The sequence below is a fragment of the Amycolatopsis lexingtonensis genome (assembly GCF_014873755.1).
Classification (GTDB): domain Bacteria; phylum Actinomycetota; class Actinomycetes; order Mycobacteriales; family Pseudonocardiaceae; genus Amycolatopsis; species Amycolatopsis lexingtonensis.
Genome location: NZ_JADBEG010000001.1, coordinates 4495412 through 4519037, shown reverse-complemented (window position 1 = coordinate 4519037; position 23626 = coordinate 4495412). Strand labels below are relative to the sequence as shown.

The following is a 23626-nucleotide window of genomic DNA, read 5'->3' as shown; positions in this document are numbered from 1 at the left end:
GCAAGACGCAACCAAGGCCACATTGGGGCGCTTGAGGTCGGCGTCAGGAAGCCGACGTCTGGAGGGCCTTGCTCAGCGCCGTCGCCGTCAGCTCCACCTGCCACGGCCGTGCCCCGCCGGCGCGCAGCACCGCGGCCACCGAGTCCTCGTCCGTCTCCGCCGGCGGCCGCCAGCAGGTACGCCGCACCAGGTCCGGCAGCAGCAGGTTCTCCACCGGCAGCCGGCGGTCCTCCGCGATCGCCGTCAGCGCCGCGCGGGCCGCCGACAGGCGGGCTGCCGCGTCCGGGTCCTTGTCCGCCCAGCGGTTGACCGGGGGCGGGCCGTCCGTCGGCTGCGACGGGGACGGCAGTTCGGAAGCCGGGAGGGCGCGGGCCGCCTGGAGGTGGCGCAGCCAGCTCGCCGTGTACTTGCGCTGGACCCGGCCGCTGAAGACCGGGAGGGCCTGGAGGTCCTCGACCGTCTTCGGGTCGGCCGTCACCGCGTTGATGATCGCGCTGTCCGGCAGGATGCGGCTCGGTGCGCGGTCGCGTTTGCGGGCGAGCTCGTCGCGCGCCTGCCACAGCTCGCGGACCGCCGCCAGGCCGCGGGGGTTGCGGATCTTGTGGACGCCGGACGTCCGGCGCCACGGCTCGGCCCGCGGGGGCGACGGCGGGGCCGTCCGCACGGCCTCGAATTCCTGCCGTGCCCACTCCAGCTTGCCCTGGGCGCCCAGCTCCGCCTCCAGCTTTTCGCGCAGCTGGATGAGCAGCTCGACGTCGAGGGCCGCGTAGTTGAGCCAGTCGACCGGCAGCGGCCGCTTCGACCAGTCCGCCGCGCTGTGCCCCTTCTCGAGGGTGTAGCCGAGCAGCAGCTCCACGAGCGTGCCCAGCGCGACGCGTTCGTAGCCCGCCAGCCGGCCGGCCAGCTCGGTGTCGAACAGCGCCGCCGGGTGCAGGTCCAGCTCGGCGAGGCAGGGGAGGTCCTGGGAGGCCGCGTGCAGCACCCATTCCAGGTCGTTGAGGACGTCGCGCAGCGGCTGGAGGTCGTCGGCCAGTGCGATCGGGTCGATCAGCACCGTGCCGGAACCCTCGCGGCGCAGCTGCACGAGGTAGGCCTTGGGCCAGTACCGGTAGCCGGACGCGCGTTCGGTGTCGACGGCCACCGCGCCGGTGCCCGCGGCGAGTCGCGCGCAGGCTTCGGCCAGCGCGGACGGTTCGGTGATCACCGGGGGCGTGCCCTCGGCGGGTTCGCGTAGCAGCACAGGGCCGCCCGTGGACTCGATCTCCATCCCGGTGTCCTCGGCCTCTGCACTTCCCATGGTTGACGACCCTACGGGACGGGCATACCGCGCCTGGTCTGCCCGCCCCGCAGGGCTGTTCGCTTGCGTCAGCGGATCACGCCGGCTCGCATGGCCAGCGCCACCATCTGGGCCCGGTCGCCCGTGCCGAGCTTGCGCCCGATCCGGGACAGGTGGGACTTGACGGTGAGGGCGGAGAGCGAAAGCTCCTCGCCGATCTCCTTGTTGGACTGCCCGTCGGCGACCAGCTGGAGCACCTCCACCTCACGAGCGGACAGCTCGCGCGGGGTGTTGTCGGTGCCCGCGACGCGGGTCCCGGTGGCCAGCACCGGAGCCACGCTCGGGTCGGCGTAGACGCCGCCCTCGAGCACACGCCGCACGCCATCGGTCACGACGACCGGCGACGCGGACTTCAGCAGGTACGCCTGGGCCCCGGCCTGGAAGGCCGAGCGGACCGCGTACGGATCGTCCGAGGATGCGAGTACGACCACGCGCGGCCAGCCGTGGCTACGGAGTTCCGTAACCAGCTCGATGCCGCTGCCGTCCGGCAGTCCGAGATCGAGGATCGCCAGGTCACAAGGCCCGGTGGCCTGTGCTCGCGCCCTCGCCTCGGCCACCGTGGCGGCTTCGTGGACGGTCCCCGCACCCATCTGTGCGAGTCTTGCTGCGATTGCCTCCCTCAACAGCGGGTGGTCGTCGACCACCAGTACCGAAAAGAGCTCTTCCCGCGGGTGCGGAACCATGCTCGCCGGCAACGCGCCGGCTGGCGTGGATCGGACGGCCTGAGAAATGCCGACGGTAGCCACGTCACTACCTCCCTGGAGTCGGTCGTGCCCCCCGACCGGCACCGGGACCTTCGGCCGTTCAGCCGCGCCAGCTTTAGACCGAAAGTGGTGTCGTCGAAGGCACTGTAGCCGCCCGGAGGCCGTTGCGGGGGGATCGAATGGGTATCTATCTCAAACGAACAGTCACTCAGAGAGTTCGGAGTAACACGATCGGGCTAGTACACGGCCGGTTGTTAACGGATAGCCCAGCGAACACGATGCAAAGAAGTTGCCGACGGCCAAATGGCCGTGCAGATGGGTCGTGCAGCTGCCGGTGCGCCTAGTGACGAGGGTCCGGATGGGCGCGGGCAGGACCCGGAATGTGGCCCCGGCCGGGGCATGATCATTTCCGCGGAGCGGGCTCGGTGAGGGTCGCCGAGCCTGTGGAGCGTGACTGTCCGTGTCGATCACCGGCGCCGGCGGGCCTGAAGTGGCCGAGTTGATCTTGTTGCGGTGCGTGACCGCGGTGAGTCACGAACGAGGAGACGTGAAACGGCCTCAGAGCGGCCGGGCGGGCTCCGAGTGCCCCGGTTCGTCCGGGGCCGTTTCGGGCGCGCAGGGGCGCTTCAGGGGGCCGGAATGAACGTGAACGGCGTTCAGTGGACGTGAAATTTGCTCACATCGGTACAAGGGGTCGGACGCGGGGTGGATCCCGGAGGGACGCCGTTGCCGTTTCGTTGCCGACGATCGCCCGAACGCCGCGGGTCAGGAGCGGGTCGGGCAGCCGTTCCCAGCCTAGTCGTGCTCGTGGCGGCGATGCCGGTGTCTCGAATGACTCATTCAAGACGTCCGGGGACCTGAATGACTCATTCAAGACGTCCCGGGGGCGCAGGCGGTCAGGAGCGGACCGGCGATGCCAGGAAAGAGTCGTTCACCGCGTCCGGCGTCAGGGCTCCGGCAAAGTCGCGTCGGTGCGGTCCGCAGCGGTGCTCCAGTGTCTTGAATGACTCATTCAGGACGCCCGAAGACCTGAATGAGTCATTCAGGACGTGGGGCGAGCGGCTCACCGGCGGCAGAGTGGCCTGGCCGCACGACTTTGCCGAGGCCCTGGCGTCCAGCGTCTTGAACGAGTCGTTCATGCCCCTCGGCGGGTCAGGAGCTCTGGCGCTGCCCGAACAACGTCACACCCACCGGCGGCAGGCCCACGACGCTCGCCATCACCTGGCAGAACGCCTGCCCGTGCGGCAGCAGCCCGGCATCGGTCGGGGTCCACGACGCCCGCAGCTCCAGGTCATCGGTGCGGGCCGGGCCGGAGATGTCGCCGAAGCGGGCCGACGACGTCTCGGTGACCGTGCCGCCCAGTGCCGTCCAGCTCGCGCCGGACACCTCCAGCGCATCCGTCAGCCACGACCAGCCGACCGCCGGCAGGAACGGGTCGGTCGCCAGCTCGCGGTCCAGCTCCGCGCGGACGTACATGACCAGCCGCAGCACGCCGTCCCAGCCTTCCTGGCCGTCCGGGTCGTGCAGCAGGACCAGCCGGCCGGAGGCCAGCACGTCGGCCGGGCCCGCCACTTCGCAGCTGACCGCGTACGACCACGGCGCGAGCCGCTGCGGGGCCCGCATCGGCTCCAGCAGCACCTCCCGGCGGGGCCGGACGGACTGCAGCGCCGCGACTGCTTCGCGGAAGAGTTCGGGCACTGGCGTCATCGCGGTCACGCTTCGACTTTAGGGCGGGCACGCCCCGTTGCGGGCGCAGGCGCGCCGATAGAAGGGCCGTCCCCGGCTCGTGGCACGATTGACGGCGATGTCACCGACCACGCCCCTGCCGCAGCGCACCGCCCCGTCCGGCCGCCGCGAGCTGCCCGAAGCCCCGTTCCTGGCCGCCGCGCGCGGCGAACGCCCGGCCCGCACGCCGGTCTGGTTCATGCGCCAGGCCGGCCGTTCGCTGCCCGAATACCGCGCGCTGCGCGAGGGCGTGCCGATGCTCGACGCCTGCTTCGACCCCGAAATGCTCGCCGAGATCACGCTGCAGCCGGTCCGCCGCCACGGCGTCGACGCCGCGATCCTCTTCAGCGACATCGTGGTGCCGCTGAAGGCCGCGGGTGTCGACATCGACATCGTGCCCGGCACCGGCCCGGTGGCCGCCTCGCCGGTGCGCGACCTCGCCGCGGTGAAAGCGCTGCCGGTGCTCGAGCCCGAGCACGTGGCGAAGGTCGCCGACGGCGTCCGGCTGCTCGTCGAGCGGCTCGGCGGCACCCCGCTCATCGGCTTCGCCGGCGCCCCGTTCACGCTCGCCAGCTACCTCATCGAGGGCGGCCCGAGCCGCAACCACGAGCACACCAAGGCGCTGATGCACTCCGAGCCGGCGCTGTGGCACGAGCTGGCCGGCCGCCTGGCCGACGTCGCGCTGACGTTCCTGCGCGCGCAGCTCGACGCGGGCGTCGACGCGGTCCAGCTGTTCGACTCCTGGGCCGGCGCGCTGTCGGAGCGGGACTACCGCGAGTTCGTCCTGCCGCACTCGGCGCGGGTCCTCGCGGGCGTCGCGGACTACGGCGTGCCGCGCATCCACTTCGGCGTCGGCACCGGCGAGCTGTTGTCCGCGATGCGCGACGCGGGCGCGGACGTCGTCGGCGTCGACTGGCGCATCCCCCTCGACGAAGCGGTGCGGCGCCTCGGCGGCAAGGCCGTCGTGCAGGGCAACCTCGACCCGGCGCTGCTGCACGCGTCCTGGCCGGTCCTCGAAGCCGAGGTCAGCCGGATCGTCGAGGAGGGCAAGGCGGCCGACGGCCACATCTTCAACCTGGGCCACGGCGTGCTGCCGGGCGTCGACCCGGACGTGCTGACCCGCGTGGTCGGGCTGGTGCACGAGCTGTGAAGCGCGTCGCGGTCGTCGGGGGCGGCGTTTCCGGGCTGACCGCGGCGTACCGGCTGCGGCGGCTGCTCGGCGCGGACGCCGAGATCGTCGTGTTCGAGAAGACGAAGACGCCGGGCGGGAAGCTGCGCACGGCCGAGCTCGCCGGCGTCCCCTACGACGTCGGCGCCGAGGCCTTCCTCGTCCGCCGTCCCGAGATGCTCGCGCTCGTCCGCGAGCTGGACCTCGACGTCGTCCACCCGACGAAGGCCCGCGCGAAGATCCACGCGGGCGGCAGCGTGACGGGCATGCCGCCCGGCACGTTGATGGGCGTCCCGGCGTCGGCCGAGTCCGTGGCCGGCGTGCTTTCGGAAGCGGGACGGCGGGCCGTCGAGGCCGAAGTCTCCCTGCCCGAGCTGCGGTTGCCGAGCGGTGACCTGCCGCTCGGGCCGCTGCTGCGCGAGCGCTTCGGCGACGAGCTCGTCGACCGGCTGGTCGACCCGTTGCTCGGCGGCGTCTACGCGGGTGGCGCGGACGGCCTCGGCCTGCGCGCGACCATGCCGGGCCTGGCCTCGGCGCTGGCCGCGGGTGCGGGCTCGCTGACCGCGGCGGCCGCCGCCCAGCTGCCGGCGAACCCGTCCACCGCGCCGGTGTTCGGCACCGTCCCGGGCGGGCTCGGCACGGTCATCGACCGGCTCACCGAAGCTTCCGGCGCGGAGCTGCGGACCGGGCTGCCGGTCTGCGACATCGAGCGGCACGGCACGGGCTGGCGGCTGCGCATCGGCGCCGCGCCGACCGCGCACGCGCCCGCGGACAACACGGTCGAGGCCGACGCGGTCGTCCTCGCGGTCCCCGCGCCCTCGGCCCGCCGGCTGCTGGCCGACCTGGTGCCCGCGGCTTCGGCGGCGTTCGGCGAGGTCGAACTGGCGTCGATGGCCGTGGTCGCGCTGGCGCTGCCGCCCGGGACGCCGTTGCCGGACGCGTCGGGGATCCTGATCGGCCACGGCGAGCGCGACGCTTCCGGCAAGCCGTACGCCTCGAAGGCGTTCACGTTCTCTTCGCGGAAGTGGAGCCACTTCGGCACCGGCCCGGTGCTGGTCCGCGGCTCGGTCGGGCGCTTCGGCGAGCTGGGCGCGCTGCAGGCCGACGACGTCGAGTTGGTTCGCGTGGTCCGTGACGACCTCGCGCGCCTGACCGGCGTGAAGGCCGCGCCGATCGAGACGCTCGTGACGCGGTGGGGCGGCGGGCTGCCGCAGTACGGCGCCGGGCACCTCGAGCGGGTCGAGCGGATCGAGAAGGCGATCGCGGCGGTCCCGGGGCTGGCGGTCGCCGGGGCGACGCTGCACGGGGTCGGGCTGCCGGCCTGCGTGGCCACGGCGGAGGCGGCCGCGCAGCGGGTCGCGGCCCACCTCGCCGAGTGAGTGCTCTCACCTGACCCGTGGCGGCGACCGGCCCGGCGCGGTGACAGGATGGACGCATGGCGCGGGTCAACTACAACGAGCTCAACGACACCATTCGGTACACGACCTGGTCGGTCTTCCGGATCGAGCCCGGCAGGCTGGGCGAGGACCGCGGGACCGCCGGCCGCGAGACGACCGAGTACCTCGACGGCCTGGAGGCCAAGGGCGTCACCGTCCGGGGTGTCTACGACCTGTCCGCGCTGCGCGCCGACGCCGACTACATGGTCTGGTGGCACGCCGAGGAGATCGAGCAGGTCCAGGCCGCCTACTCCGGCTTCCGGCGGACCCCGCTCGGGCGCGCGTCGACGCCGGTCTGGAGCCAGACCGCGCTGCACCGGCCCGCCGAGTTCAACAAGAGCCACATCCCGGCGTTCCTGGCCGGGGAAGAGGCGCGCAAGTACATCTGCGTGTACCCGTTCGTCCGCTCCTACGAGTGGTACCTGCTGCCGGACGCCGACCGCCGCAAGATGCTGGCCGACCACGGCAAGGAAGCCCGCGACTACCCGGACGTGCGCGCCAATACCGTCGCGTCGTTCGCGCTGGGCGACTACGAGTGGATCCTCGCTTTCGAGGCCGACGAGCTGCACCGGATCGTCGACCTGATGCGCCACCTGCGCGGCACCGAGGCGCGGCTGCACGTCCGGGAGGAAATCCCGTTCTACACCGGCACGCGCGTGCCGCCCGCCGAGCTCGTCGCGGCTCTGCCGTAGTGCGCGAGGCAGTCGAGGGCGTCTGGCGGGCGCTCACCGGTTCGGCGCCGGGCCCCTTCGAGCTGACCGGCACCGAGGACGTGCTGCCCGGCCCGTACCGGGTGGCGGCCGCGGCGACGGCGTCCATCGCGGCCGCGACCCTGGCGGCAGGTGAACTGCTGAAGCAGCGCGGGATCGAGCCCGGCGTCGTCACCGCGGACACGCGGCACGCGGCGGCGGCGTTCCACAGCGAGCAGCTGCTGCGGGTCGACGGCACGGGCGCGGAGTCGGTCTGGGCGCCGCTGTCGGGCAACTACCGCACGGCCGACGGCTGGGTGCGCCTGCACTGCAACTACCCGCGCCACGAAGCGGCGGTGTGCTGGGGGCTGGGCGTGCCCGGCACCCGGGCCGCGGTCGCGAAGGCGGTCGCCGGACGGCCGGCGCGCGAGATCGAGCACGCGGTGGTGTCCGCCGGGGGAGCGGCCGCCGAGCTGCGTTCGCCGGAGGACTGGGCGGCGCACCCGCAAGGGGCGGCGGTGGCTTCACTGCCGCTGGTTTCCCTGGAGCCGATCGATGCGGCGCCGAAGCGGACGTTGTTCTACTCGGACCGTCCCCTGGGCGGGGTCCGGGTGCTGGAGCTGACTCACGTCCTCGCGGGCCCGGTGGCCGGGCGGGTGCTGGCCGCGCACGGGGCTGACGTCCTGCACGTCGGGGCGGCGCACCTGCCGCGCGTCGAGGCCTTGGTGCGCGACACCGGTCAGGGCAAGCGTTCGACGTTCGTGGCCCTGGACACCGAGGGGGGCCGCGCGCGGCTGAAGAAGCTGATCAGCCGGGCGGACGTGCTGGTCCAGTCCTTCCGGCCGGGAGCGCTGGAGCGCATCGGGTTCGGCCCGTCGGAGCTGGCTGAGCTGCGGCCGGGGTTGGTGGTCGCGGACCTGAGCGCGTATGGCTGGGAGGGCCCGTGGGCCCGGCGGCGCGGCTTCGACAGCTTGGTCCAGATGTCGAACGGGATGGCTTGGGGGCCGGAGGAGCCGTCACCGTTGCCGGTCCAGGCGTTGGATCACGCGACGGGCTGGCTCGCGGCAGCGGCGGTCATGACGGCGGTGCACCGGCAGCTGACGGACGGCGGCACGTGGCGCGCGCGGTTGTCGCTTGCCGGTACGGGCAGGTGGCTGGATTCGTTGGGGCGTAAGGATCCTGCGGGCGTCGAGGTCGACTACAGCGACCTGATGGAGGACGCGGACAGCGGCTACGGCCGCCTCACGCGGGTCCGGATGGCAGGCGGGCTGCCGGGGGCGGAGCCGCACTGGGACTTCGGGACGCGGCTGCCGGGAGTCGACAAACCGACCTGGACGCCGTAGTCACCCCTGGAGACGGGCCCCGCCCGTCCCTGGGGGCAGGCCCCGCTGCCAGCTTACCGGCGCCCCCCGACGAAAGCCCCTGGTTGGACCGGGTTGTCCACAGCCCGGCTCGGTTGTGGATGGGCGACGCCGGGCCGGGCTCCGGCGCCGGGCGCCTGGTGACACCGACTTGATGTGCTCAAGGGGACTTTCCGCTCACGTGACGAGAGGAAAGTCCCCTTCAGCTCGGCGGATGTCTGGCCGCGGCAGCACCGAGATGCCGGTGGGTGATCACTCCGGCGGGGCCACGGAAGCGGGGGCGGGGATGTCTTGAATGAGTCATTCAGGGCGCAGGAGGTCTTGAATGACTCATTCAAGACACCCCGCGCCGGCCGTCGACAAAGCCGGTCAACGCCGCCGCAGCCGGGCCCGCAGTCCCCGCCGCGGCTTCGGCAGATGCCCACGAGCGATCAGCCACGTCACGAACTCATCCGCGTACGCCCCCGACCGTTCCGCGGCGAGCTTCGGCCGCTCCGCCGCGAACTCCGCGAACAACGGCCCATACCGCTCACCCAGCGCCTCAGCCAGCTCAGGCCGCTGATAAGCCAGCACCCGCCCGTGCTTCCGCCGCAGCACCGAAGCCTCCACCCGCAACCGCGCGGGATCGAAGCCGGAAGGTGCCGGACCCGAAGCCAGCAGCGCGTGCAGCAGCTCCGCCTGCCGCGCCGCCAGCTGCTCGCGGCTCACACCGTCACCGCCGCGCGCAGGGCCGCCAGTTCCGCGGCCAGCTCGGCGTCGCTCGGGTAGTCGTCGTCGCGTTCCAGCAGCACGCCCGGCGGGTCCGTCCGCTTACGCAGCTCCGTCAACAGCGAGAGCACCTCGGGCAGCACCGGGTGCGCGTGCGTGTCGTGGTAGACGCCGTCGCGCTCGACACCGCCCGCCATGTGCACGTACGCCAGCCGCTCCCACGGGATGCCGTCCAGGAACGCCATCGGGTCCGTGCCGATGTTGCGGGCGTTGGCGTACAGGTTCGCGACGTCGATGATCAGCCGGCAGCCGGTCCGGTCGGTCAGCTCGGTGAGGAACTGCTCCTCCGTCAGCTCGTTGTCCGGCCAGTCCAGCACCGCGGCGATGTTCTCCAGCGCGAACGGCACGTCCACGATGGACTGGGCCAGCCGGACGTTCGCCACCAGCACGTCCAGCGCCTCGCGCGTGCGGGGGAGCGGCATCAGGTGCCCCGAGTCGAGCCCGCCCGCGCGCACGAAGCACACGTGGTCGCTGACCAGCGGCGCGTCCACCGCCCGCGCGATCTCCGCCAGGTGCTGGACGCGGCCGGTGTCGAGCGGCTCGGCCCCGCCCAGCGACAGCGAGACGGCGTGCGGCAGCACCGGCAGTCCCTTCCGGCGCAGCGCCACCAGTGTCTCGGGGAGGTGGTCGGCGTGCAGGTTCTCCGCGACCACCTCCACCCAGTCGACGCCCGGGAGCCGCGCGATGGACAGGTCCAGTTCGTGCCGCCAGCCGATCCCGATGCCGAGCTCACCCACCGCAGCCCCCTCCGCCGCACGAAGAACCGCACGAAGACCCGCTGCTGCACGACGAGCTCGAGCAGGACGAGCCGCTGCTGCACGAAGAACCGCCCGACGAACCGCCGCCGCCGAACGACGTCACCGGCGGGGTCAGCGCCGCGCCGAGCTCTTCGTCCGGGAACATCGCCCAGCCACCCAGCGCCACCGCCGCCGCGGCGCCGCCGAGCAGCACCCCGCCCGCGAGCATGCCGGCCGGCACCGGTCCGGACGCCGCCGCGCGCGCCTGGCCGAGCACCCGGTGCCCCGCCGCCGACGGCTGCCGGGCGCCCGTCTTGGACCGGCGGACCGCGGCCACGATCGCCAGCACCGCCGCGACCAGGACCAGGAACACCAGGACGCCGACCGGGCGGCCGAGCGAGATGCCGTTCACCAGCCGCACCAGGCCGAGCGCCAGCACGGCGAGCTGCAGGACCAGCCCGATCGTCCGCGCCTTGCGCTTCGCCGCGGCCGACGCCAGCAGGCCGTGCTGGTCGAGGCTCTCCTCCAGGGCCCGCATCGCCGCCGACTGGCGGCCGTACGCCCGCAGCGTCGTCGTCGTGCTCAGCTGGGCCATGTCGTAGACCGCCTGCTCCAGCGGCTCGGACGGCCGGGCGCCGGCCTGGCTGACCTGCTTGTAGCTGTTGACGCGCAGCTGCCCGCGGTCCACCAGGGCCGCGATCGCCGCGTCGACGGCCCGGTCGGGGCCGCCGGCGAGGAACGCGAGCTGGTAGACCGTCGGCGGCGGGACGGGCCGCCCGGTGTCCTCACGCAGCGCGCGGCCGCCGACGACGCCGGACACGACGACCCTGACCAGCAGGACCGCGCCGAGCAACACGATGTAGAGGACCACGAAATCCGGTCCGGAGATGCCCCACGGGTCGTCCATCGCCCGTCTCCCCTCAGTGAGTCGCGATTACCGTAGCTGTGAGACGCACGCGCTCGCGTCGGCGTTTCAACCGCCGCAGCCCCCGCCACCGCCGCCACCGCAACCCCCGCCGCCACCGCCGCAGGAGCTGCCACCCCCGCCGCCGCAGGAGCTGCCGCCGTAGTAGCCGACGGCCGCGCCGCCCCCGGCGCTCGCCCAGCGGGTGCGCGAGCTGCGGTAGGCCCGCGCCGGCGACTGCTGCGTGGCCCGGATGACCGCCAGCCGGACGTCCTTGTCGGGGTGCTCGCCGAACCCGCCCGCCGCGACCGCCCCGGCCGGGCCCGCGGTGAGCGTGCCGGCGCGGCGTGCGTCTGCCGCGGCCTTCCGGCCGGCGAAAGTAGCCTTGACCTGCGGTTCCTTCCGGGCCTTGACCGTCGCGACGATCGCCAGGACGACCCCGAGCGCGAGCAGGCCGAGCAGGTAGCCGACCGGATGCCCGGTGCTCGCCCCGGCGATCAGCCGGACCACGCCGAAGGCGACCAGCAGCCACAGCGCCACCGCGGCGGCCACCCGGGTCGAGCGGGCCTTCCGCGGGTCGGTGAGCAGGCCCCGGCCGACCAGCGCGGTTTCCAGCTCGCGCATCGACGTGTGCTCGGCGACGGCCGCGCGCACCCGGTCGATCGAGGAGCCGTGCTTGCCGACCCGCAGCAGCGCCGCGCGGCCCAGCGGGTCGGACGTCGTGCCCTTGACGCGCGAGACCCGGCCGGTGCCGTCGAGCCGGATGGCCTGCTGCTCCAGCAGGCGCGCGACGACGAGTTCGCCGGCGCGCAGTCGGCCGCCGGTCAGCAGCGCGAGTTCTTCGGCCCGCTCCGGCGCCCCGCCGGCGTGCCCGCGCGCCAGCAGCGCCAGGCGCACCACCGCGGCCAGCGCCGTGAGGAGCAGCAGGGCCAGGTAAAGGCCCGCGAACACCGGTCCGGGAATGCCCCAGGTGTCGGTCATGAGTCCGCCCTCCCTCGTCCGTGTGCGGAGACTACGTTCGAGGAAGGGCGGCTGGTTGCTCGCTTAAGGAGGATTTAGGCTGACGGTTCTTACGACTCGGGGACCAGTTTCAGCGAAATCGAGTTGATGCAGTAGCGCTGGTCGGTCGGGGTCGGGTAGCCCTCGCCCTCGAAGACGTGCCCGAGGTGACTGTGGCACGAGCTGCAGAGCACCTCGATCCGCTTCATGCCCATCGCGCGGTCTTCGCGCAGCAGCACGGCGTCGGAGTCGGCCGGGTCGAAGAAGGACGGCCAGCCGCAGTGGCTCTCGAACTTCGTGTCGCTGCGGAACAGCTCGGCACCGCACGCGCGGCACTCGTAGACGCCGGTGGTCTTCGTGTCGGTGTACTCACCGGTGAACGGCCGTTCGGTCCCCGCCTGGCGGAGCACGGCGTACTCGTCGGGGCTGAGCTGCTGCCGCCATTCCTGCTCGGACTTCACGACGCGCGGGGTCGCGCCGACAACGGGTTTCATACCTTTCACCCGATCCACGTTACGCCGCGAGCCACGCGAGGGCGTGCACCACGATGTCCCATGCGGTCACGATCACGCCGAGCACGATGAGCACCACGATCAGGGCCGACACCCAGTAGCGCAGCCCGCCGAGGCGGTTGCTGGAGTCCGCGAAGTCGGCGACGCCGTCGAGCGCCGCCTCGATGGTGAAGTTGGGACCGGAGCGTTCCATCCGGTCGAGGTGCTCGGCGAAGGCGCGCGCCTCGGGGTCGTAGGGGTCCAGGCCGACCAGGTCCTCGTGGAAGCGAGGATTCTGGCCCGGCAGCGAAGCTCCGTTCTCGGCCATACCCCCACGGTAGGCCATCGGCGCCCGTCAGCCCACCAGCGGCGCGTTAAGTCTCAGTAGCCGGCCTGGTCGTGCGGGCCGAGCCGGGTGTCGGCGTCGATGAGCATCTGGCCGCCGCTCATGACGATCCGGTAGCCGTTGCGCGTGCCGTTGACCGTCAGGTTCATCGTGATCGAACCGTCGGAGTTCGAGCCGCCGCTGTCGGCGCGGGCGCTCGCGTAGGTGGCGACCTTGTTGTTCGCCCAGTAGTCGGCGAAGGCCTGCTCGCTGCCGTACACCTGCTGGGCCGCGGGGGTGAGCTTCGACCAGCCGCCGGCGGGGTTGTCGTAGAACCCCGTGAGCGCGTGGCCGGCGGCCCCGAAGTCGGTGATCTTGCTTTCCGGGACGGTCTTGCCGAGCCCGGCGGGCGCGTTCGTCGCGCTGCTCTGGCCGCTCTTCGGCGTGGTCTGGCCCGTCGTCGGCTGGGTGCCCGGCGACTGGGCGGTCTGGTCGCCGCCGGAGCCGCCGTTGCCGGAGTTCAGCACCAGGAACAGGACCACCGCGACCACGACGACCGCGGCTCCCGCGCCGGCGAACAGGGCGTACTTGCGCTTGTTGTCCGGTTTCGCGGGGTTCGACGAGTACTGCGGTGCCCTGGCCGTCGGCGCGGCCGCGGGCATCGGTCTGGGCGGGGTGTTCGGCGGCGCGGCCGGCGACCGCATCGGCATGAACGCCGCGGTCGGGCGCGGCGGGTTCGACGGCGCCTTGCCCGCGGGCACTGGCGTGCCGACCGGCGGCGACGACGGCGCGGGCTGGTCGGTCCGCTGCCACGGCGGGCGATCGCCGCTTTCGGCGGGCGCGGCGGGCTTGCGGCCCGCGCCCCCCGACAGCAGCGGCGGCGACGCCGACATGCCGCCGGGCTCGGTGCGGGCCAGCGCGGCCAGCCGCTCGCGGGCCTCGGCCATGCTCGGCCGCTCGCCCGGCTCGCTGCGCAGCAGGCTCATCAGCAGCGCGGTGGCCGCGCCCGCCTGCACCGGCGGGTTGATCTGGCCGTTCGCGGCCGCGTAGAGCAGCGCGAGCTGGTTGGTGGTGTTGCCGTACGGCGTGGTGCCCTCGATCGCCTGGTAGAGGGTCGCGCCGAGGGCGAAGACGTCGGAGCTGGGCACCGGGTCGGCGCCGCGCGCCAGCTCGGGCGCCAGGTAGGCGGGCGTACCGCCGATCAGGCCGGTCGCGGTCAGCGTCATGTCGCCGGCCGCGCGCGAGATGCCGAAGTCGGTGATCTTCGCGGTGCCGGTCTCGTCGATCAGGATGTTGCCCGGCTTGACGTCGCGGTGGACGATCCCGGCGCGGTGCGCGGCGACCAGCGCCGAGGCGACCTGCTCGCCGATTCGGGCGATCCGGCCGAGCGGGAGCGTGCCCTCCTCGGCGAGGATCGTGGAGAGGCTGGGCCCGTTCAGGTACTCCATCACCAGGCACGGGTCGCCGTTGTGCTCGGCGATGTCGAACACCACGATCGCGTTCGGGTGCTGGAACCGGGCGGCGTTCTTCGCCTCGCGCATCGCGCGCTGGCGCATGTTGTCGCGTTCGGTCTCGGACACGCCCGGCTGGGGGAGGATCTGCTTGATCGCGACGGTGCGCTCGAGGCGCACGTCGGTGGCGCGCCACACGACACCCATGGCACCGCTACCAATGTGCTCGACGAGGCGGTAGTGCCCCGCGATCAGCTGACCGGTGTCGATGGCGACTGCTCCTGACGAAATTCCCGGTGGTGGTGACCCTGCTCAGCGCGTTTCCGCTTCGCGCACCCGATCGAGTGTAGCGGTCGGCCCGGTGCTCTTCGCGTCAGCCAGCCGGTCCGGCGGGCTCCGGTTCGGGCACCGGCGCTCGTTTCCGGAACACCCGGACCAGGCCGATCGCCCCGGCCAGCGCGAACAAGCCGTAACAGACGAGCAGCGCCGGTGGCGTTCCGCCGGTCAGGGCGTCGCCGAGGACGACCACGGCGACGGTGCCGGGCACGCTGCCCAGCAGCGTACCGGCCAGGTAGGGCAGCGGCCGCACGGACGACACGCCGCAGAGGTAGCTGAACGGCGCGAACGGGACGACCGGGATCAGCCGCAGCGAGGTGATGGCGAGGACACCGCCGTCGGACAGCCGGTCGTTCACCGTTCTGACGGCCGACCGGTGCAGGTGGCGGGTGACGAGGTCGCGGCCGAGCAGCCGGGCCAGCCCGAACGACAGCGCCGCCGCGATCGTGGTGGCGACCAGCCCGATCGCGATCCCGGCCGCGGTGCCGACGAGGAGCCCGGCGGCGAGGTTGAAGACGGTCCGCGGGATCGGCGCCACGGTGAGCAGCGAGTAGGCGACGAGGAGCACGAGCGGCGTGGCCGCGCCGGTGGTGGCCGCCCAGGCCCGCAGTTCGGCCGGGCCGGGGATCGGCAGCAGCACCGCGGCCGCCGCGAAGACGGCGAGCACGGCGAGCGCGCAGATCAGCTTGGTGCGGCCGGACACCCGGCCGAGCTTACCGGGGCCGGTTCGCCGGTTCCCCGGCCTGGTCCGGCCCGCCGCCGCGTGTCTTGAATGAGTCATTCAGGGCACCGGAGGTCCTGAATGACTCATTCAAGACCTCCGGGCGGGCGGTTTCGCGGGGGCCGGGGCAGGCGATTCCCGCTAGCGTGGCCGCATGCCGAAGCACGGAGATCCGGTCGAGTACGAGGTGGGCGGGCGGACGGTCCGCGTCTCGAGCCCGGACAAGGTGTACTTCCCCCAGCGCGGCATCACGAAGCGCCAGGTCGTCGAGCACTACATCACCGTGGGTGAGCCGCTGCTGCGCGCGATCGGCGAGCGGCCGACCACGCTGAAGCGCTACGTCGACGGCGTCGAGGGCGAGTGGTTCTACGCCAAGCGCGTGCCGAAGGGCGCGCCGCCGTGGGTCGAGACGGCCGAGATCACCTTCCCGTCGGGCCGCAAGGCCGCCGAGGTGTGCCCAACCGAGCCCGCGGTGTTCGCCTGGGCGGCCAACCTGGGGACGTTCGACTTCCACCCGTGGCCGGTCCGCCGCGCCGACGCCGACCACCCGGACGAGCTCCGCATCGACGTCGACCCGCCGGACCGGGCGGGCTTCGCGGACGCGGTGGAGGTCGCGCGGGTGGTCCGCGAGGTCCTGGCGGACGCGGGCCTGACCGGCTACCCGAAGACGTCCGGCGGCCGCGGCGTGCACGTCCTGGTCCGGATCCGCCCGGAGTGGGACTTCATCGAGGTCCGCCACGCGGTGATCGCGCTCGGCCGCGAGGTCGCGCGCCGGATCCCGGAGAAGGCGACGATCGCGTGGTGGAAGGAGGAGCGCGGCGGCCGCGTCTTCCTCGACTACAACCAGGCCGCGCGCGACCGCACGGTGGCGTCGTCCTGGTCGGTCCGCGGCACCCCGCGGGCAACGGTCTCGACCCCGCTGACGTGGGACCTGCTGGACGAGGTCGACGCGGACGACTTCGACGTGCTGACGATCCCGGCCTTCCTGGCCGAGCACGGGGACCTGCACGCGGGGATGGACGCGGAGGCGTTCGGCCTGGAGACGGCGCTGGAGTGGTACGAGCGGGACCTGCGGGACGAGGGGCTGGGGGACATGCCGTACCCGCCGGACTACCCGAAGATGCCGGGGGAGCCGAAGCGGGTGCAGCCGAGCAAGGCCCGCCCGGACTGAGTCAGGGCTTGCGGCAGCGCGGCCCGGCCGCAGCACCGCTTGGCCAGCACAGCAGGTCGACTCGTGGTCGGTGCGACGAAGGCCGGGATGGACGGGCCGGCGCCGGCGGCGGCCGAGGCGCCGGCCGGGCCTTGTCGAGGCTTGGACTGGCCGAACTGCCGCCGACGGTCCACCGGCGGCAGCGAGCACAGGTGCGGCGGCCGCCCCGCTTGTCACCGAGCGGGGCGGGAATTCGCCCCTCCGGCACCCGCTGTAACGAGCGGCACATCCGTGTCGAGCACCACTCCGTCAAAGCTTTAATCAGCCCCGCCTAAATGCGCATCGAACGCGGAGTGATCACGCGGGCGCCCGCTGTCGCCTTTCGGGTCACAAATGGCGCACGGCCTTCTTCGAGATCACGATCACCGGCTTCGCTGGCGTAACGTGCGGTCCCGAATCGATGACTCCCCGGGCAGGGCCGGGGAGCGGGTTCCGGAAGGAGGCCCTCGTGGACGACCTGATCGCATTCCTCGCCGCGCGCGTGGGCGCACGGCAGGCGTTGATCATGCAGGCCGTCAACAAGGCGAAGGCCGGCGACACGATGAACCGCGGCGAGACCAAGGTCGCCGTGGAGCAGAAGATCCGCGGGCTGAGCGATCTCGACCTCGACGCGGTCAACCAGATGATCAACGAGATCGAAGCGACGCGGCGGATCCTGCTCGCGCACCGCACCACGGTCTCGGAGAAAGTCCCCGGGTTTCCGCTCTACGGCAGCGAATACTGGTGTGAGACCTGCCACGTGCCCGCCGACGAGGCCGGCTCCAACTGGTGCCTCACGCTGCGCCTGCTGGCCCTGCCCTACGCCGACCACCCGGACTACAGCGAGCGCTGGCGTCCCTGACGGGAATCCCGTTCACGGCGGCGCGTTGCACTCCGTGTGAAGTTCTCGGTGCTCGATCGCTCGCCCGTGCGGCGGGACGGCGGGCCCGCGCGGGCGCTGCGGGACACCGTCGCCTTCGCCGTGGACGTCGAACGGCTGGGGTACCACCGGTTCTGGGTGTCCGAGCACCACGGCGTGCCCGGGGTCGCCGGGTCCGCGCCAACCGTGCTCGCCGCCGCCGTCGCCGGGGCCACCAGCCGGATCCGGGTCGGGACCGGCGGGGTCATGTTGCCGAACCACCGGCCGCTGGTCGTGGCCGAACAGTTCGGGGTGCTGGAAGCGCTTCACCCGGGCCGGATCGACATGGGGCTCGGCCGGTCGGTCGGCTTCACCGGCGGCGTGCGGGCCGCGCTGGGGCAGGGCAAGGAAGCCGCCGACGACTTCGGCGCGCAGGTCCGGGAACTGCTCGGGTTCTTCACCGGTGAGCACGCCTACCCCGGCGTCCACGCCTACCCCGCCGAGGGACTGCGCGTGCCGCCGTTCCTGCTGGCCACCGGCTCCGGCGCCGATCTCGCCGCGGAACTCGGGCTGCCGCTGGTGATCGCGCCGGTGCGCGGGGAACGGGCCATGGCCGAAGCCGTGACGCGCTACCGCGACGGGTTCCGGCCCAGTGCGTGGGCGCTCGAGCCGTACGTCGTGGTGTCGACGGCGATCGCCGTGGCGGACACGGCGGCCGACGCGCGGCGGCTGCTCGTTTCGGAAGCCTGGGCGACGGTGTATTCGCGCTCCCACGGCGTCTTCCTGCCGCTGTCGCCGCCGTCGGAGGTCCTGGCGCTGCCGATGACCGAGCGCGAACGCCGTCGTCTCGAAGAGACCCTCGACGGCCAGATCTCCGGCACCGCGGCCGAAGTCGAGGAGCGGCTGGGGACATTGACCGAGGCCGCGGGCGCCGACGAGGTTTTGGTGACGACGGCCGCCTACGACCAATCCGCGCGGCTCGATTCCCTCGCCCGATTGGCCGATCTGTGCGCACTCGTGTGACTCGATTTCCCGATAGCCGGAGATCGCGTCGGAGAATTACCGCTGGTCCATTTCCGCGCGGCGGCGATACAGTTTCCGGTGTGACTGCCGGGTCGGCCTCGAGCCGTGAGCAGACGGGGTACCCGGTTGTGCCGTGACCTCCGGGCGGGCCCGTGGCCCGCCGCTTCCCGCACGTCTTCCGTCATCGGAACGTGCGCGGGAAGGAGGTGAATCGCATGTCCCCATGGCAAGAGTTCGTCGCGGCCCACACCGGCGGTGGGATCCTCGACGGCGTCGTGGCCCGGGTGGTGCCCTTCGGCGCGTTCGTCGAAGTGGCTCCCGGGATCCACGGCCTGTGGGTGACCGACACGGCACCCGAAGCGGGCAGCCGGGTGGCCGTCCGGATCGGCGAGATCGACGTCGAACGGCGCCGGTTCAGCCTGGTTCGGGCGTGAAGTGAGCCGGGTGAGGCAGGGCGCCCTGCCTCACCCGAGCACGAACGGCAGCCGCCCGGCCAGCGCGCCCAGCGCTGCCGTCTCGGCTTCCGACGGGGCACGCCGGCCGGTCGCCACCAGCAGGACGTCGGTGTCCGAAAACGACGCCGGGAACGCCGTCCCGGCGATCCGCTCGAGCATCGCCCGCGTCCGGGCCAGGCCCGCCGCGGGCGGCGGCGGGGCCGCGGGCAGGTGGGCCACCAGGTCCAGGTGGTGCAGTGTCCACTCCAGCACGTACGCCGAGAGGTAGTCGCCCGCCGTCAGGACCATGTCCTGCGTCGAAACCCGCATCCCCGGGTCGGCCAGGTCCGCCGCGCGGCCGGCCGCCGAGCCGACGTCGTCGAGGTGGAACTTGAGCAGCGCGGGGTCCTCGTACGCCGCCGCCAGCCGGACGATCAGCGCGTCCAGCGGGTCGTCGCCCGCCGGCGGCTCGGAAGCCACCGCCCAGTACGACACCGAGTCGTGCGTGACCGCGGCCGGGGACGGCGTGACCAGCGTGATCAGCACGTCCTGCGCGTCGATCACCAGGTGGCACACCAGGTCCCGGACCAGCCAGCCCCGGCAGCCCGACGGCTCGGCGAACGCGGCGTCGGGGAGTGCGGCGACCGCGGCGCGCAACGCCGCCCACGTGCGGGAAAAGAGGTCCACGGCGGCGAAGCTAGCAGGATCAGAGCCTCAGCTGCAGCTGAGTAAGGATGCGCTGGGCCGGATCGTCGAAGTCCACTCCGGACACTTCGGTCGCGCGGCGGACGCGGTAGCGCACGGTGTTCGGGTGGATGTTCAGCACCCGCGCCGCCGCCCGGACGTCGCCGAAGGCGTCCAGCCAGGCCAGGACCGCCGGGACGAGGATGCCGCCGTGCTCGGCGTCGTGCTCGGTCAGCGCCGTCAGGCGCGGGTCGCGGATGCGCGGCTGCCCGCCCAGGTACGCCAGCACCTCCGACAGCAGCACCTCGGCGCGGACGTCGGCGAGCGAGGCGACGCCGGCCGCCCACTGCCCGCGCGCCATCGCCGCCAGGACGCGGTCGGCGTCGCCCCGGGACGCGGCCGCGTCGGACAGGCGCGGCACGACGCCGCCGAGCGCCACGCGCACCGGGACGTCCAGGTGCCGCCGGGCGGTCGCGGCGATTTCGCGCGCCAGGGCGAGCACCGCCGCGTCGGAGTGCTCGGGCAGGTCCGGCAGCAGCGCGTAGACGCGGCCGCCGATCACGCTCACCAGCGCGCTGCGCCGGTAGGCCGCCGTGTGCACCGCGATCAGGTGCACCAGCTCGGCGCGGCGCAGCTGCCGGTTGTCCGACCGCTCCAAGGAAAACGCCAGCACCTGCGCCGGGCGCGCGGGATCGGCCCCGATGTCGTCCGCGACGGACTCCGCGTCCAGCCGCCCTTCCAGCAGGCTCGCCAGGAGGTCCTCGCGCAGCCGCAGTTCGGGGCTGGGCAGCGTGCGGGCGCGGATGAGCTGCGGGGCGAGGGTCCGGCTCGCGCCGAGCAGGGCGGTCTCGGCGCGTTCGGTCAGCGGCTGGGCGCCCTCCTGGACCCAGATCGTGCCGAGCGGCTGCTTGCCGGCGTGGATGCCGGCCGCGATCCGGCGGCGGATGCCCAGCTCGGGGCGCTCGTCGATGCGCACGATCCCCTCGCCGGCCCGCAGCCGCTGGTAGACGCCCCATTCGCGGAGCATCGCGAGGTAGCGTTCCGGGCCTTCGCGGCCGAGGATCGACAGCCGCCGCAGCTCGTCCACCTCGTCACCCGCCCGTGAGTAGGCGAGGACGCGGTTCGCGGTGTCCTCGATGCTGACCAGGCCGCCGGTGAGCGTCGCGATGGTCTGGGCCAGGGCGAACAGGTCGCCGAGCACCTCGCCGCTGGCCGCTTCGCCGCCCGCGCGGGCCGCCTCGACGACTCCGCGCGCCAGCGACTCGACCTGCTCCCACCGCGCTTCGGCGCCGACGGTGAGCAGCGCGACGCCCGCGTCCGCGGCGACGTCGGCGCCCGTCGCGCCCTTGACCGCCACCGCGGCCGCGCCGCCGCGCCCGGCCGCGCGGATCGCCGGCGCCGCCGCCCGGCCGCGCGCGCCGATCACCAGCACCAGGTCGCCCGGCGAAGCTTCGAGGGGGTCTTCGGGATCGAGGATGACGACGTCGGAGACCGGCACGCCCAGGCCGTGCGGCGCCACGACGACCTCGACCAGCGGCTCGCCGAGTGTCGCCAGCACGTGCCGCAGCGACGTCATCGCCGAGTTGTCTGATCAGCCAAGATCATACGGGCGATTTTAGCCGGTTGGACAATCCGCCACCACGTGTCCGGAGTTACCGTTCGGGGCATCCAGACGTACAGCGCTGCAGAGGAGCCGCCGTGGACGCCGTGACCCAGACCCCCGCCCCGAAGAACGAGCCGGTGCTCACGTACGCGCCGGGCAGCGCTGAGCGCGCGGAACTCGAGGGTGCGCTCAAGCGGCTGGGCCAGGCGGAACCCCTCGACTTCACGGTCACCGTCGGGGGCGAGCAGCGCCCCGGCGGCGGCGAGAAGATCGAGGTCGTCCAGCCGCACAACCACCGGCACGTGCTGGGCACCATCCACAGCGCGACCCAGCAGGACGCGACCGACGCCATCGCGGCCGCAGCGAAGGCCGCGCCGGAGTGGCGCGCGCTGTCCTACGACGACCGCGCCGCCATCCTGCTGCGCGCCGCCGACCTGCTCACCGGCAAGTGGCGCGCCACGCTGAACGCCGCCACCATGCTCGGCCAGTCCAAGACCGCGACCCAGGCCGAGATCGACGCCGCCTGCGAGCTCGCCGACTTCTGGCGCTTCAACGTCGAGTTCGGCCGCCGCGTGCTCACCGAGCAGCCGGTCAGCTCGCCGGGCGTGTGGAACCGGATGGAGCACCGCCCGCTCGAAGGCTTCGTCTACGCGATCACGCCGTTCAACTTCACCGCGATCGCCGGCAACCTGCCGACCGCGCCCGCGCTGATGGGCAACACGGTCCTGTGGAAGCCGTCGCCGACGCAGTCGTTCGCCGCGCACCTGACCATGCGGCTGCTCGAAGAGGCGGGCATGCCGCCGGGCGTCATCAACCTGCTGCCGGGCGACGGCAAGGCCGTCTCCGAGGTCGCCCTGACCCACCGCGACCTGGCCGGCATCCACTTCACCGGCTCGACCGCGACGTTCCAGCACCTCTGGGGCACGGTCGGCGCCAACATCGCGGGCTACCGGTCGTACCCGCGGCTGGTCGGCGAGACCGGCGGCAAGGACTTCGTGCTCGCGCACCCGTCGGCCAACGTCGACGTCCTGCGCACCGCGCTGGTCCGCGGCGCCTTCGAGTACCAGGGCCAGAAGTGCTCCGCCGCTTCGCGCGCGTACGTCCCGCGCAGCGTGTGGACGAAGCTGAAGGACGGTCTCGTGTCCGAGACCGAGGCGCTGTCCTACGGCGACGTCACCGACCTGTCGCACTTCGGCGGCGCGGTGATCGACCGGCGCGCGTTCACCAAGCACGCGGAGCTCTTCGACCGCGTCAAGAGCGACGCTTCGGTGGAGGTCCTCACCGGGGGTACCGCCGACGACGAGGACGGCTTCTTCGTCCAGCCGACGATCCTCGTGTCGGACAACCCGAAGCACGAGATCTTCTCGACCGAGTACTTCGGGCCGATCCTGTCGGTCCACGTCTACGAGGACGCCGACTTCGACGCCGTGCTGAAGCTGGTCGACGAGACCGCCGCGTACGCGCTGACCGGCGCGATCATCGCCGACGACCGCGCGGCCGTGGCGAAGGCGTCCGAGGCGCTGCGGTTCGCCGCGGGCAACTTCTACGTCAACGACAAGCCGACCGGTGCCGTCGTCGGCCAGCAGCCGTTCGGCGGCGCGCGGGCCTCGGGCACCAACGACAAGGCGGGCTCGATCTTCAACCTCCAGCGCTGGACCAGCCCGCGCTCGATCAAGGAGACCTTCGTGCCGCCGACCTCCGTGCGCTACCCGCACCAGGGCTGAGAGGGAGACCGTCATGTTGCGTGCCCCGCTGCTCGCCGCCGCCCGGTCCCGGAAGATCCGGGCGCTCGTCGAAGCCGTGCCCGCCACGCGGTCCGTGGTGCGCCGGTTCGTCGCCGGGTCCGAGACCGCCGACGCCGTCCGCGTGGCCAGGGAGCTGGCCGCGGACGGGCGCCGGATCACCCTCGACCACCTCGGCGAGGACACGACCGACGCCGCGCAGGCCGCGTCGACCGTCGCGGCCTACGAAGCCGTGCTGACCGCCCTGGCCGCGGAAGGGCTGGCGGCCGGCGCCGACGTCTCGGTGAAGCTGTCCGCGGTGGGCCAGTTCCTGCCGTCGAACGGCGAGGACGTCGCGCTGGAGAACGCGCGGAAGATCTGCGCGGCGGCCGACGCGGTCGGCGCCACCGTGACGCTCGACATGGAGGACCACACCACCACGGACTCGACGCTCGGCATCCTGCGGGAGCTGCGCGCTGAGTACCCGTGGGTGGGCGCGGTGCTGCAGGCCTACCTGCGGCGCACCGAACAGGACTGCCGCGAGTTGTCCGGGCCGGGTTCGCGCGTGCGGCTGTGCAAGGGCGCCTACGCCGAGCCGGAGTCGGTGGCGTTCCAGGAGAAGTCCGAAGTGGACAAGTCCTACGTCCGTTGCCTGCGCGTGCTGATGGCGGGCTCCGGGTACCCGATGGTCGCTTCGCACGACCCGCGGATGATCGAGATCGCCGCCGCGCTGGCCGAGGAGAACGGCCGCAAGGACGACGACCACGAGTTCCAGATGCTCTACGGCATCCGGCCGGAGGAGCAGGCGCGGATCGCGGCGTCGGGTGCGCGCATGCGCGTCTACGTGCCCTACGGCGACGAGTGGTACGGCTACTTCATGCGGCGCCTCGCCGAGCGCCCGGCGAACCTGGCGTTCTTCCTGCGCGGGCTCGCGACCCGCTCCTGAAACGCCGTGAAGGCCT

23 protein-coding genes are annotated in these 23626 nt (G+C 72.9%); 10 read left to right on the top strand and 13 right to left on the bottom strand.

Translation table 11 applies throughout. From position 1 onward, the window contains the following. Positions 1-43 precede the first annotated feature (43 nt). The 3 genes from H4696_RS20040 to H4696_RS20030 form a co-directional block, all read right to left on the bottom strand. The gene (locus tag H4696_RS20040; protein ID WP_086864549.1) at positions 44-1267 is read right to left on the bottom strand and encodes an HRDC domain-containing protein; all 1224 of its coding nucleotides are present in this window, start codon (positions 1265-1267) and stop codon (positions 44-46) included. Positions 1268-1365: 98 nt separating this feature from the next. Beyond that, complete coding sequence (locus H4696_RS20035; protein WP_033261886.1) at positions 1366-2082, bottom strand: response regulator; 717 nt, start codon at positions 2080-2082, stop codon at positions 1366-1368. A gap of 1110 nt (positions 2083-3192) precedes the next feature. Then, positions 3193-3756 (bottom strand): DUF3000 domain-containing protein, encoded by a 564-nt coding sequence (locus H4696_RS20030; protein WP_163046892.1) that lies wholly within the window; start codon positions 3754-3756, stop codon positions 3193-3195. A gap of 88 nt (positions 3757-3844) precedes the next feature. Here H4696_RS20030 and hemE point away from each other — a divergent pair, with 88 nt between their 5' ends. The 4 genes from hemE to H4696_RS20010 are packed head-to-tail and all read left to right on the top strand — an operon-like array spanning position 3845 to position 8401. Continuing rightward, complete coding sequence (gene hemE / locus H4696_RS20025; RefSeq protein WP_086864551.1) at positions 3845-4915, top strand: uroporphyrinogen decarboxylase; 1071 nt, start codon at positions 3845-3847, stop codon at positions 4913-4915. Then, the gene (hemG, locus tag H4696_RS20020) at positions 4912-6312 is read left to right on the top strand and encodes a protoporphyrinogen oxidase (RefSeq protein ID WP_086864552.1); all 1401 of its coding nucleotides are present in this window, start codon (positions 4912-4914) and stop codon (positions 6310-6312) included. The genes hemE and hemG overlap by 4 nt, the downstream gene beginning before the upstream one ends. Positions 6313-6368: 56 nt before the next feature. Next, positions 6369-7061 carry a hydrogen peroxide-dependent heme synthase gene (hemQ, locus tag H4696_RS20015; RefSeq protein WP_086864553.1) on the top strand — a complete coding sequence of 231 codons (693 nt, stop codon included), beginning with the start codon at positions 6369-6371 and terminating at the stop codon, positions 7059-7061. Further along, positions 7061-8401, top strand: a complete 1341-nt coding sequence (locus tag H4696_RS20010; RefSeq protein WP_086864554.1) for a CoA transferase — start codon at positions 7061-7063, stop codon at positions 8399-8401. The genes hemQ and H4696_RS20010 overlap by 1 nt, the downstream gene beginning before the upstream one ends. A gap of 387 nt (positions 8402-8788) precedes the next feature. On the opposite strand, the gene H4696_RS20005 is transcribed toward H4696_RS20010, so the two are convergent. The 8 genes from H4696_RS20005 to H4696_RS19970 form a co-directional block, all read right to left on the bottom strand. Next, positions 8789-9127: an SCO6045 C-terminal-like domain-containing protein gene (locus H4696_RS20005; RefSeq protein ID WP_086864555.1), complete on the bottom strand. Its 339-nt coding sequence runs from the start codon at positions 9125-9127 to the stop codon at positions 8789-8791. After that, positions 9124-9924, bottom strand: coding sequence for an MbnB/TglH/ChrH family RiPP precursor modification enzyme (locus tag H4696_RS20000; RefSeq protein ID WP_086864556.1), 801 nt, complete (start codon positions 9922-9924; stop codon positions 9124-9126). The genes H4696_RS20005 and H4696_RS20000 overlap by 4 nt, the downstream gene beginning before the upstream one ends. Further along, positions 9917-10831 carry a TIGR04222 domain-containing membrane protein gene (locus tag H4696_RS19995; protein WP_192782432.1) on the bottom strand — a complete coding sequence of 305 codons (915 nt, stop codon included), beginning with the start codon at positions 10829-10831 and terminating at the stop codon, positions 9917-9919. The genes H4696_RS20000 and H4696_RS19995 overlap by 8 nt, the downstream gene beginning before the upstream one ends. Before the next feature lie 66 nt (positions 10832-10897). Next, a complete protein-coding gene (locus H4696_RS19990; protein ID WP_192782431.1) occupies positions 10898-11809 on the bottom strand; it encodes a TIGR04222 domain-containing membrane protein in 912 nt (303 codons plus the stop codon). Positions 11810-11898: 89 nt separating this feature from the next. Beyond that, on the bottom strand, positions 11899-12321 hold the full coding sequence (msrB, locus tag H4696_RS19985) for a peptide-methionine (R)-S-oxide reductase MsrB (protein ID WP_086864908.1): 423 nt from the start codon (positions 12319-12321) through the stop codon (positions 11899-11901). A gap of 19 nt (positions 12322-12340) precedes the next feature. Next, a complete protein-coding gene (locus H4696_RS19980; protein WP_192782430.1) occupies positions 12341-12646 on the bottom strand; it encodes an aminotransferase class IV in 306 nt (101 codons plus the stop codon). A 53-nt stretch (positions 12647-12699) separates the two neighbouring features. Then, entirely contained in the window at positions 12700-14301 is a 1602-nt protein-coding gene (locus tag H4696_RS19975) for a serine/threonine-protein kinase (protein WP_249027244.1), read from the bottom strand. Between the two features lie 166 nt (positions 14302-14467). Then, entirely contained in the window at positions 14468-15133 is a 666-nt protein-coding gene (locus H4696_RS19970; protein WP_086864911.1) for a TVP38/TMEM64 family protein, read from the bottom strand. A 172-nt stretch (positions 15134-15305) separates the two neighbouring features. Between H4696_RS19970 and H4696_RS19965 the strand changes: the two genes are divergently transcribed. From H4696_RS19965 to H4696_RS19950, 4 genes are all read left to right on the top strand, one after another. Then, positions 15306-16322 carry a DNA polymerase domain-containing protein gene (locus H4696_RS19965; protein WP_086864912.1) on the top strand — a complete coding sequence of 339 codons (1017 nt, stop codon included), beginning with the start codon at positions 15306-15308 and terminating at the stop codon, positions 16320-16322. A 487-nt stretch (positions 16323-16809) separates the two neighbouring features. Further along, complete coding sequence (locus H4696_RS19960) at positions 16810-17202, top strand: DUF6221 family protein (RefSeq protein WP_086864913.1); 393 nt, start codon at positions 16810-16812, stop codon at positions 17200-17202. Positions 17203-17250: 48 nt separating this feature from the next. Further along, the gene (locus H4696_RS19955) at positions 17251-18222 is read left to right on the top strand and encodes an LLM class flavin-dependent oxidoreductase (RefSeq protein ID WP_192782429.1); all 972 of its coding nucleotides are present in this window, start codon (positions 17251-17253) and stop codon (positions 18220-18222) included. A gap of 215 nt (positions 18223-18437) precedes the next feature. Beyond that, positions 18438-18656 carry a hypothetical protein gene (locus H4696_RS19950; protein ID WP_086864915.1) on the top strand — a complete coding sequence of 73 codons (219 nt, stop codon included), beginning with the start codon at positions 18438-18440 and terminating at the stop codon, positions 18654-18656. A gap of 30 nt (positions 18657-18686) precedes the next feature. Here H4696_RS19950 and H4696_RS19945 read toward each other — a convergent pair whose 3' ends face one another. Together H4696_RS19945 and H4696_RS19940 are read right to left on the bottom strand one after the other, a co-directional pair. After that, the gene (locus tag H4696_RS19945; RefSeq protein WP_169735226.1) at positions 18687-19343 is read right to left on the bottom strand and encodes a maleylpyruvate isomerase N-terminal domain-containing protein; all 657 of its coding nucleotides are present in this window, start codon (positions 19341-19343) and stop codon (positions 18687-18689) included. 19 nt (positions 19344-19362) lie between these two features. After that, positions 19363-20916, bottom strand: coding sequence for a PucR family transcriptional regulator (locus H4696_RS19940; RefSeq protein WP_192782428.1), 1554 nt, complete (start codon positions 20914-20916; stop codon positions 19363-19365). Positions 20917-21038: 122 nt separating this feature from the next. Here H4696_RS19940 and pruA point away from each other — a divergent pair, with 122 nt between their 5' ends. Together pruA and H4696_RS19930 are read left to right on the top strand one after the other, a co-directional pair. After that, positions 21039-22667, top strand: a complete 1629-nt coding sequence (pruA, locus tag H4696_RS19935) for an L-glutamate gamma-semialdehyde dehydrogenase (RefSeq protein ID WP_086865311.1) — start codon at positions 21039-21041, stop codon at positions 22665-22667. A 13-nt stretch (positions 22668-22680) separates the two neighbouring features. Beyond that, a complete protein-coding gene (locus tag H4696_RS19930) occupies positions 22681-23610 on the top strand; it encodes a proline dehydrogenase family protein (RefSeq protein WP_086865312.1) in 930 nt (309 codons plus the stop codon). Positions 23611-23626: the final 16 nt, after the last annotated feature.

Coding starts and splice junctions, on each gene's coding strand:
- H4696_RS20040 (WP_086864549.1), bottom strand. CDS start 1,267: ATGGAGATCGAGTCCACGGGCGGCCCTGTGCTGCTACGCGAACCCGCC.
- hemE (WP_086864551.1), top strand. CDS start 3,845: ATGTCACCGACCACGCCCCTGCCGCAGCGCACCGCCCCGTCCGGCCGC.
- hemQ (WP_086864553.1), top strand. CDS start 6,369: ATGGCGCGGGTCAACTACAACGAGCTCAACGACACCATTCGGTACACG.
- H4696_RS19995 (WP_192782432.1), bottom strand. CDS start 10,831: ATGGACGACCCGTGGGGCATCTCCGGACCGGATTTCGTGGTCCTCTAC.
- H4696_RS19990 (WP_192782431.1), bottom strand. CDS start 11,809: ATGACCGACACCTGGGGCATTCCCGGACCGGTGTTCGCGGGCCTTTAC.
- msrB (WP_086864908.1), bottom strand. CDS start 12,321: ATGAAACCCGTTGTCGGCGCGACCCCGCGCGTCGTGAAGTCCGAGCAG.
- H4696_RS19980 (WP_192782430.1), bottom strand. CDS start 12,646: ATGGCCGAGAACGGAGCTTCGCTGCCGGGCCAGAATCCTCGCTTCCAC.
- H4696_RS19975 (WP_249027244.1), bottom strand. CDS start 14,301: ATGGGTGTCGTGTGGCGCGCCACCGACGTGCGCCTCGAGCGCACCGTC.
- H4696_RS19965 (WP_086864912.1), top strand. CDS start 15,306: ATGCCGAAGCACGGAGATCCGGTCGAGTACGAGGTGGGCGGGCGGACG.
- H4696_RS19950 (WP_086864915.1), top strand. CDS start 18,438: ATGTCCCCATGGCAAGAGTTCGTCGCGGCCCACACCGGCGGTGGGATC.
- H4696_RS19940 (WP_192782428.1), bottom strand. CDS start 20,916: ATGACGTCGCTGCGGCACGTGCTGGCGACACTCGGCGAGCCGCTGGTC.
- H4696_RS19930 (WP_086865312.1), top strand. CDS start 22,681: ATGTTGCGTGCCCCGCTGCTCGCCGCCGCCCGGTCCCGGAAGATCCGG.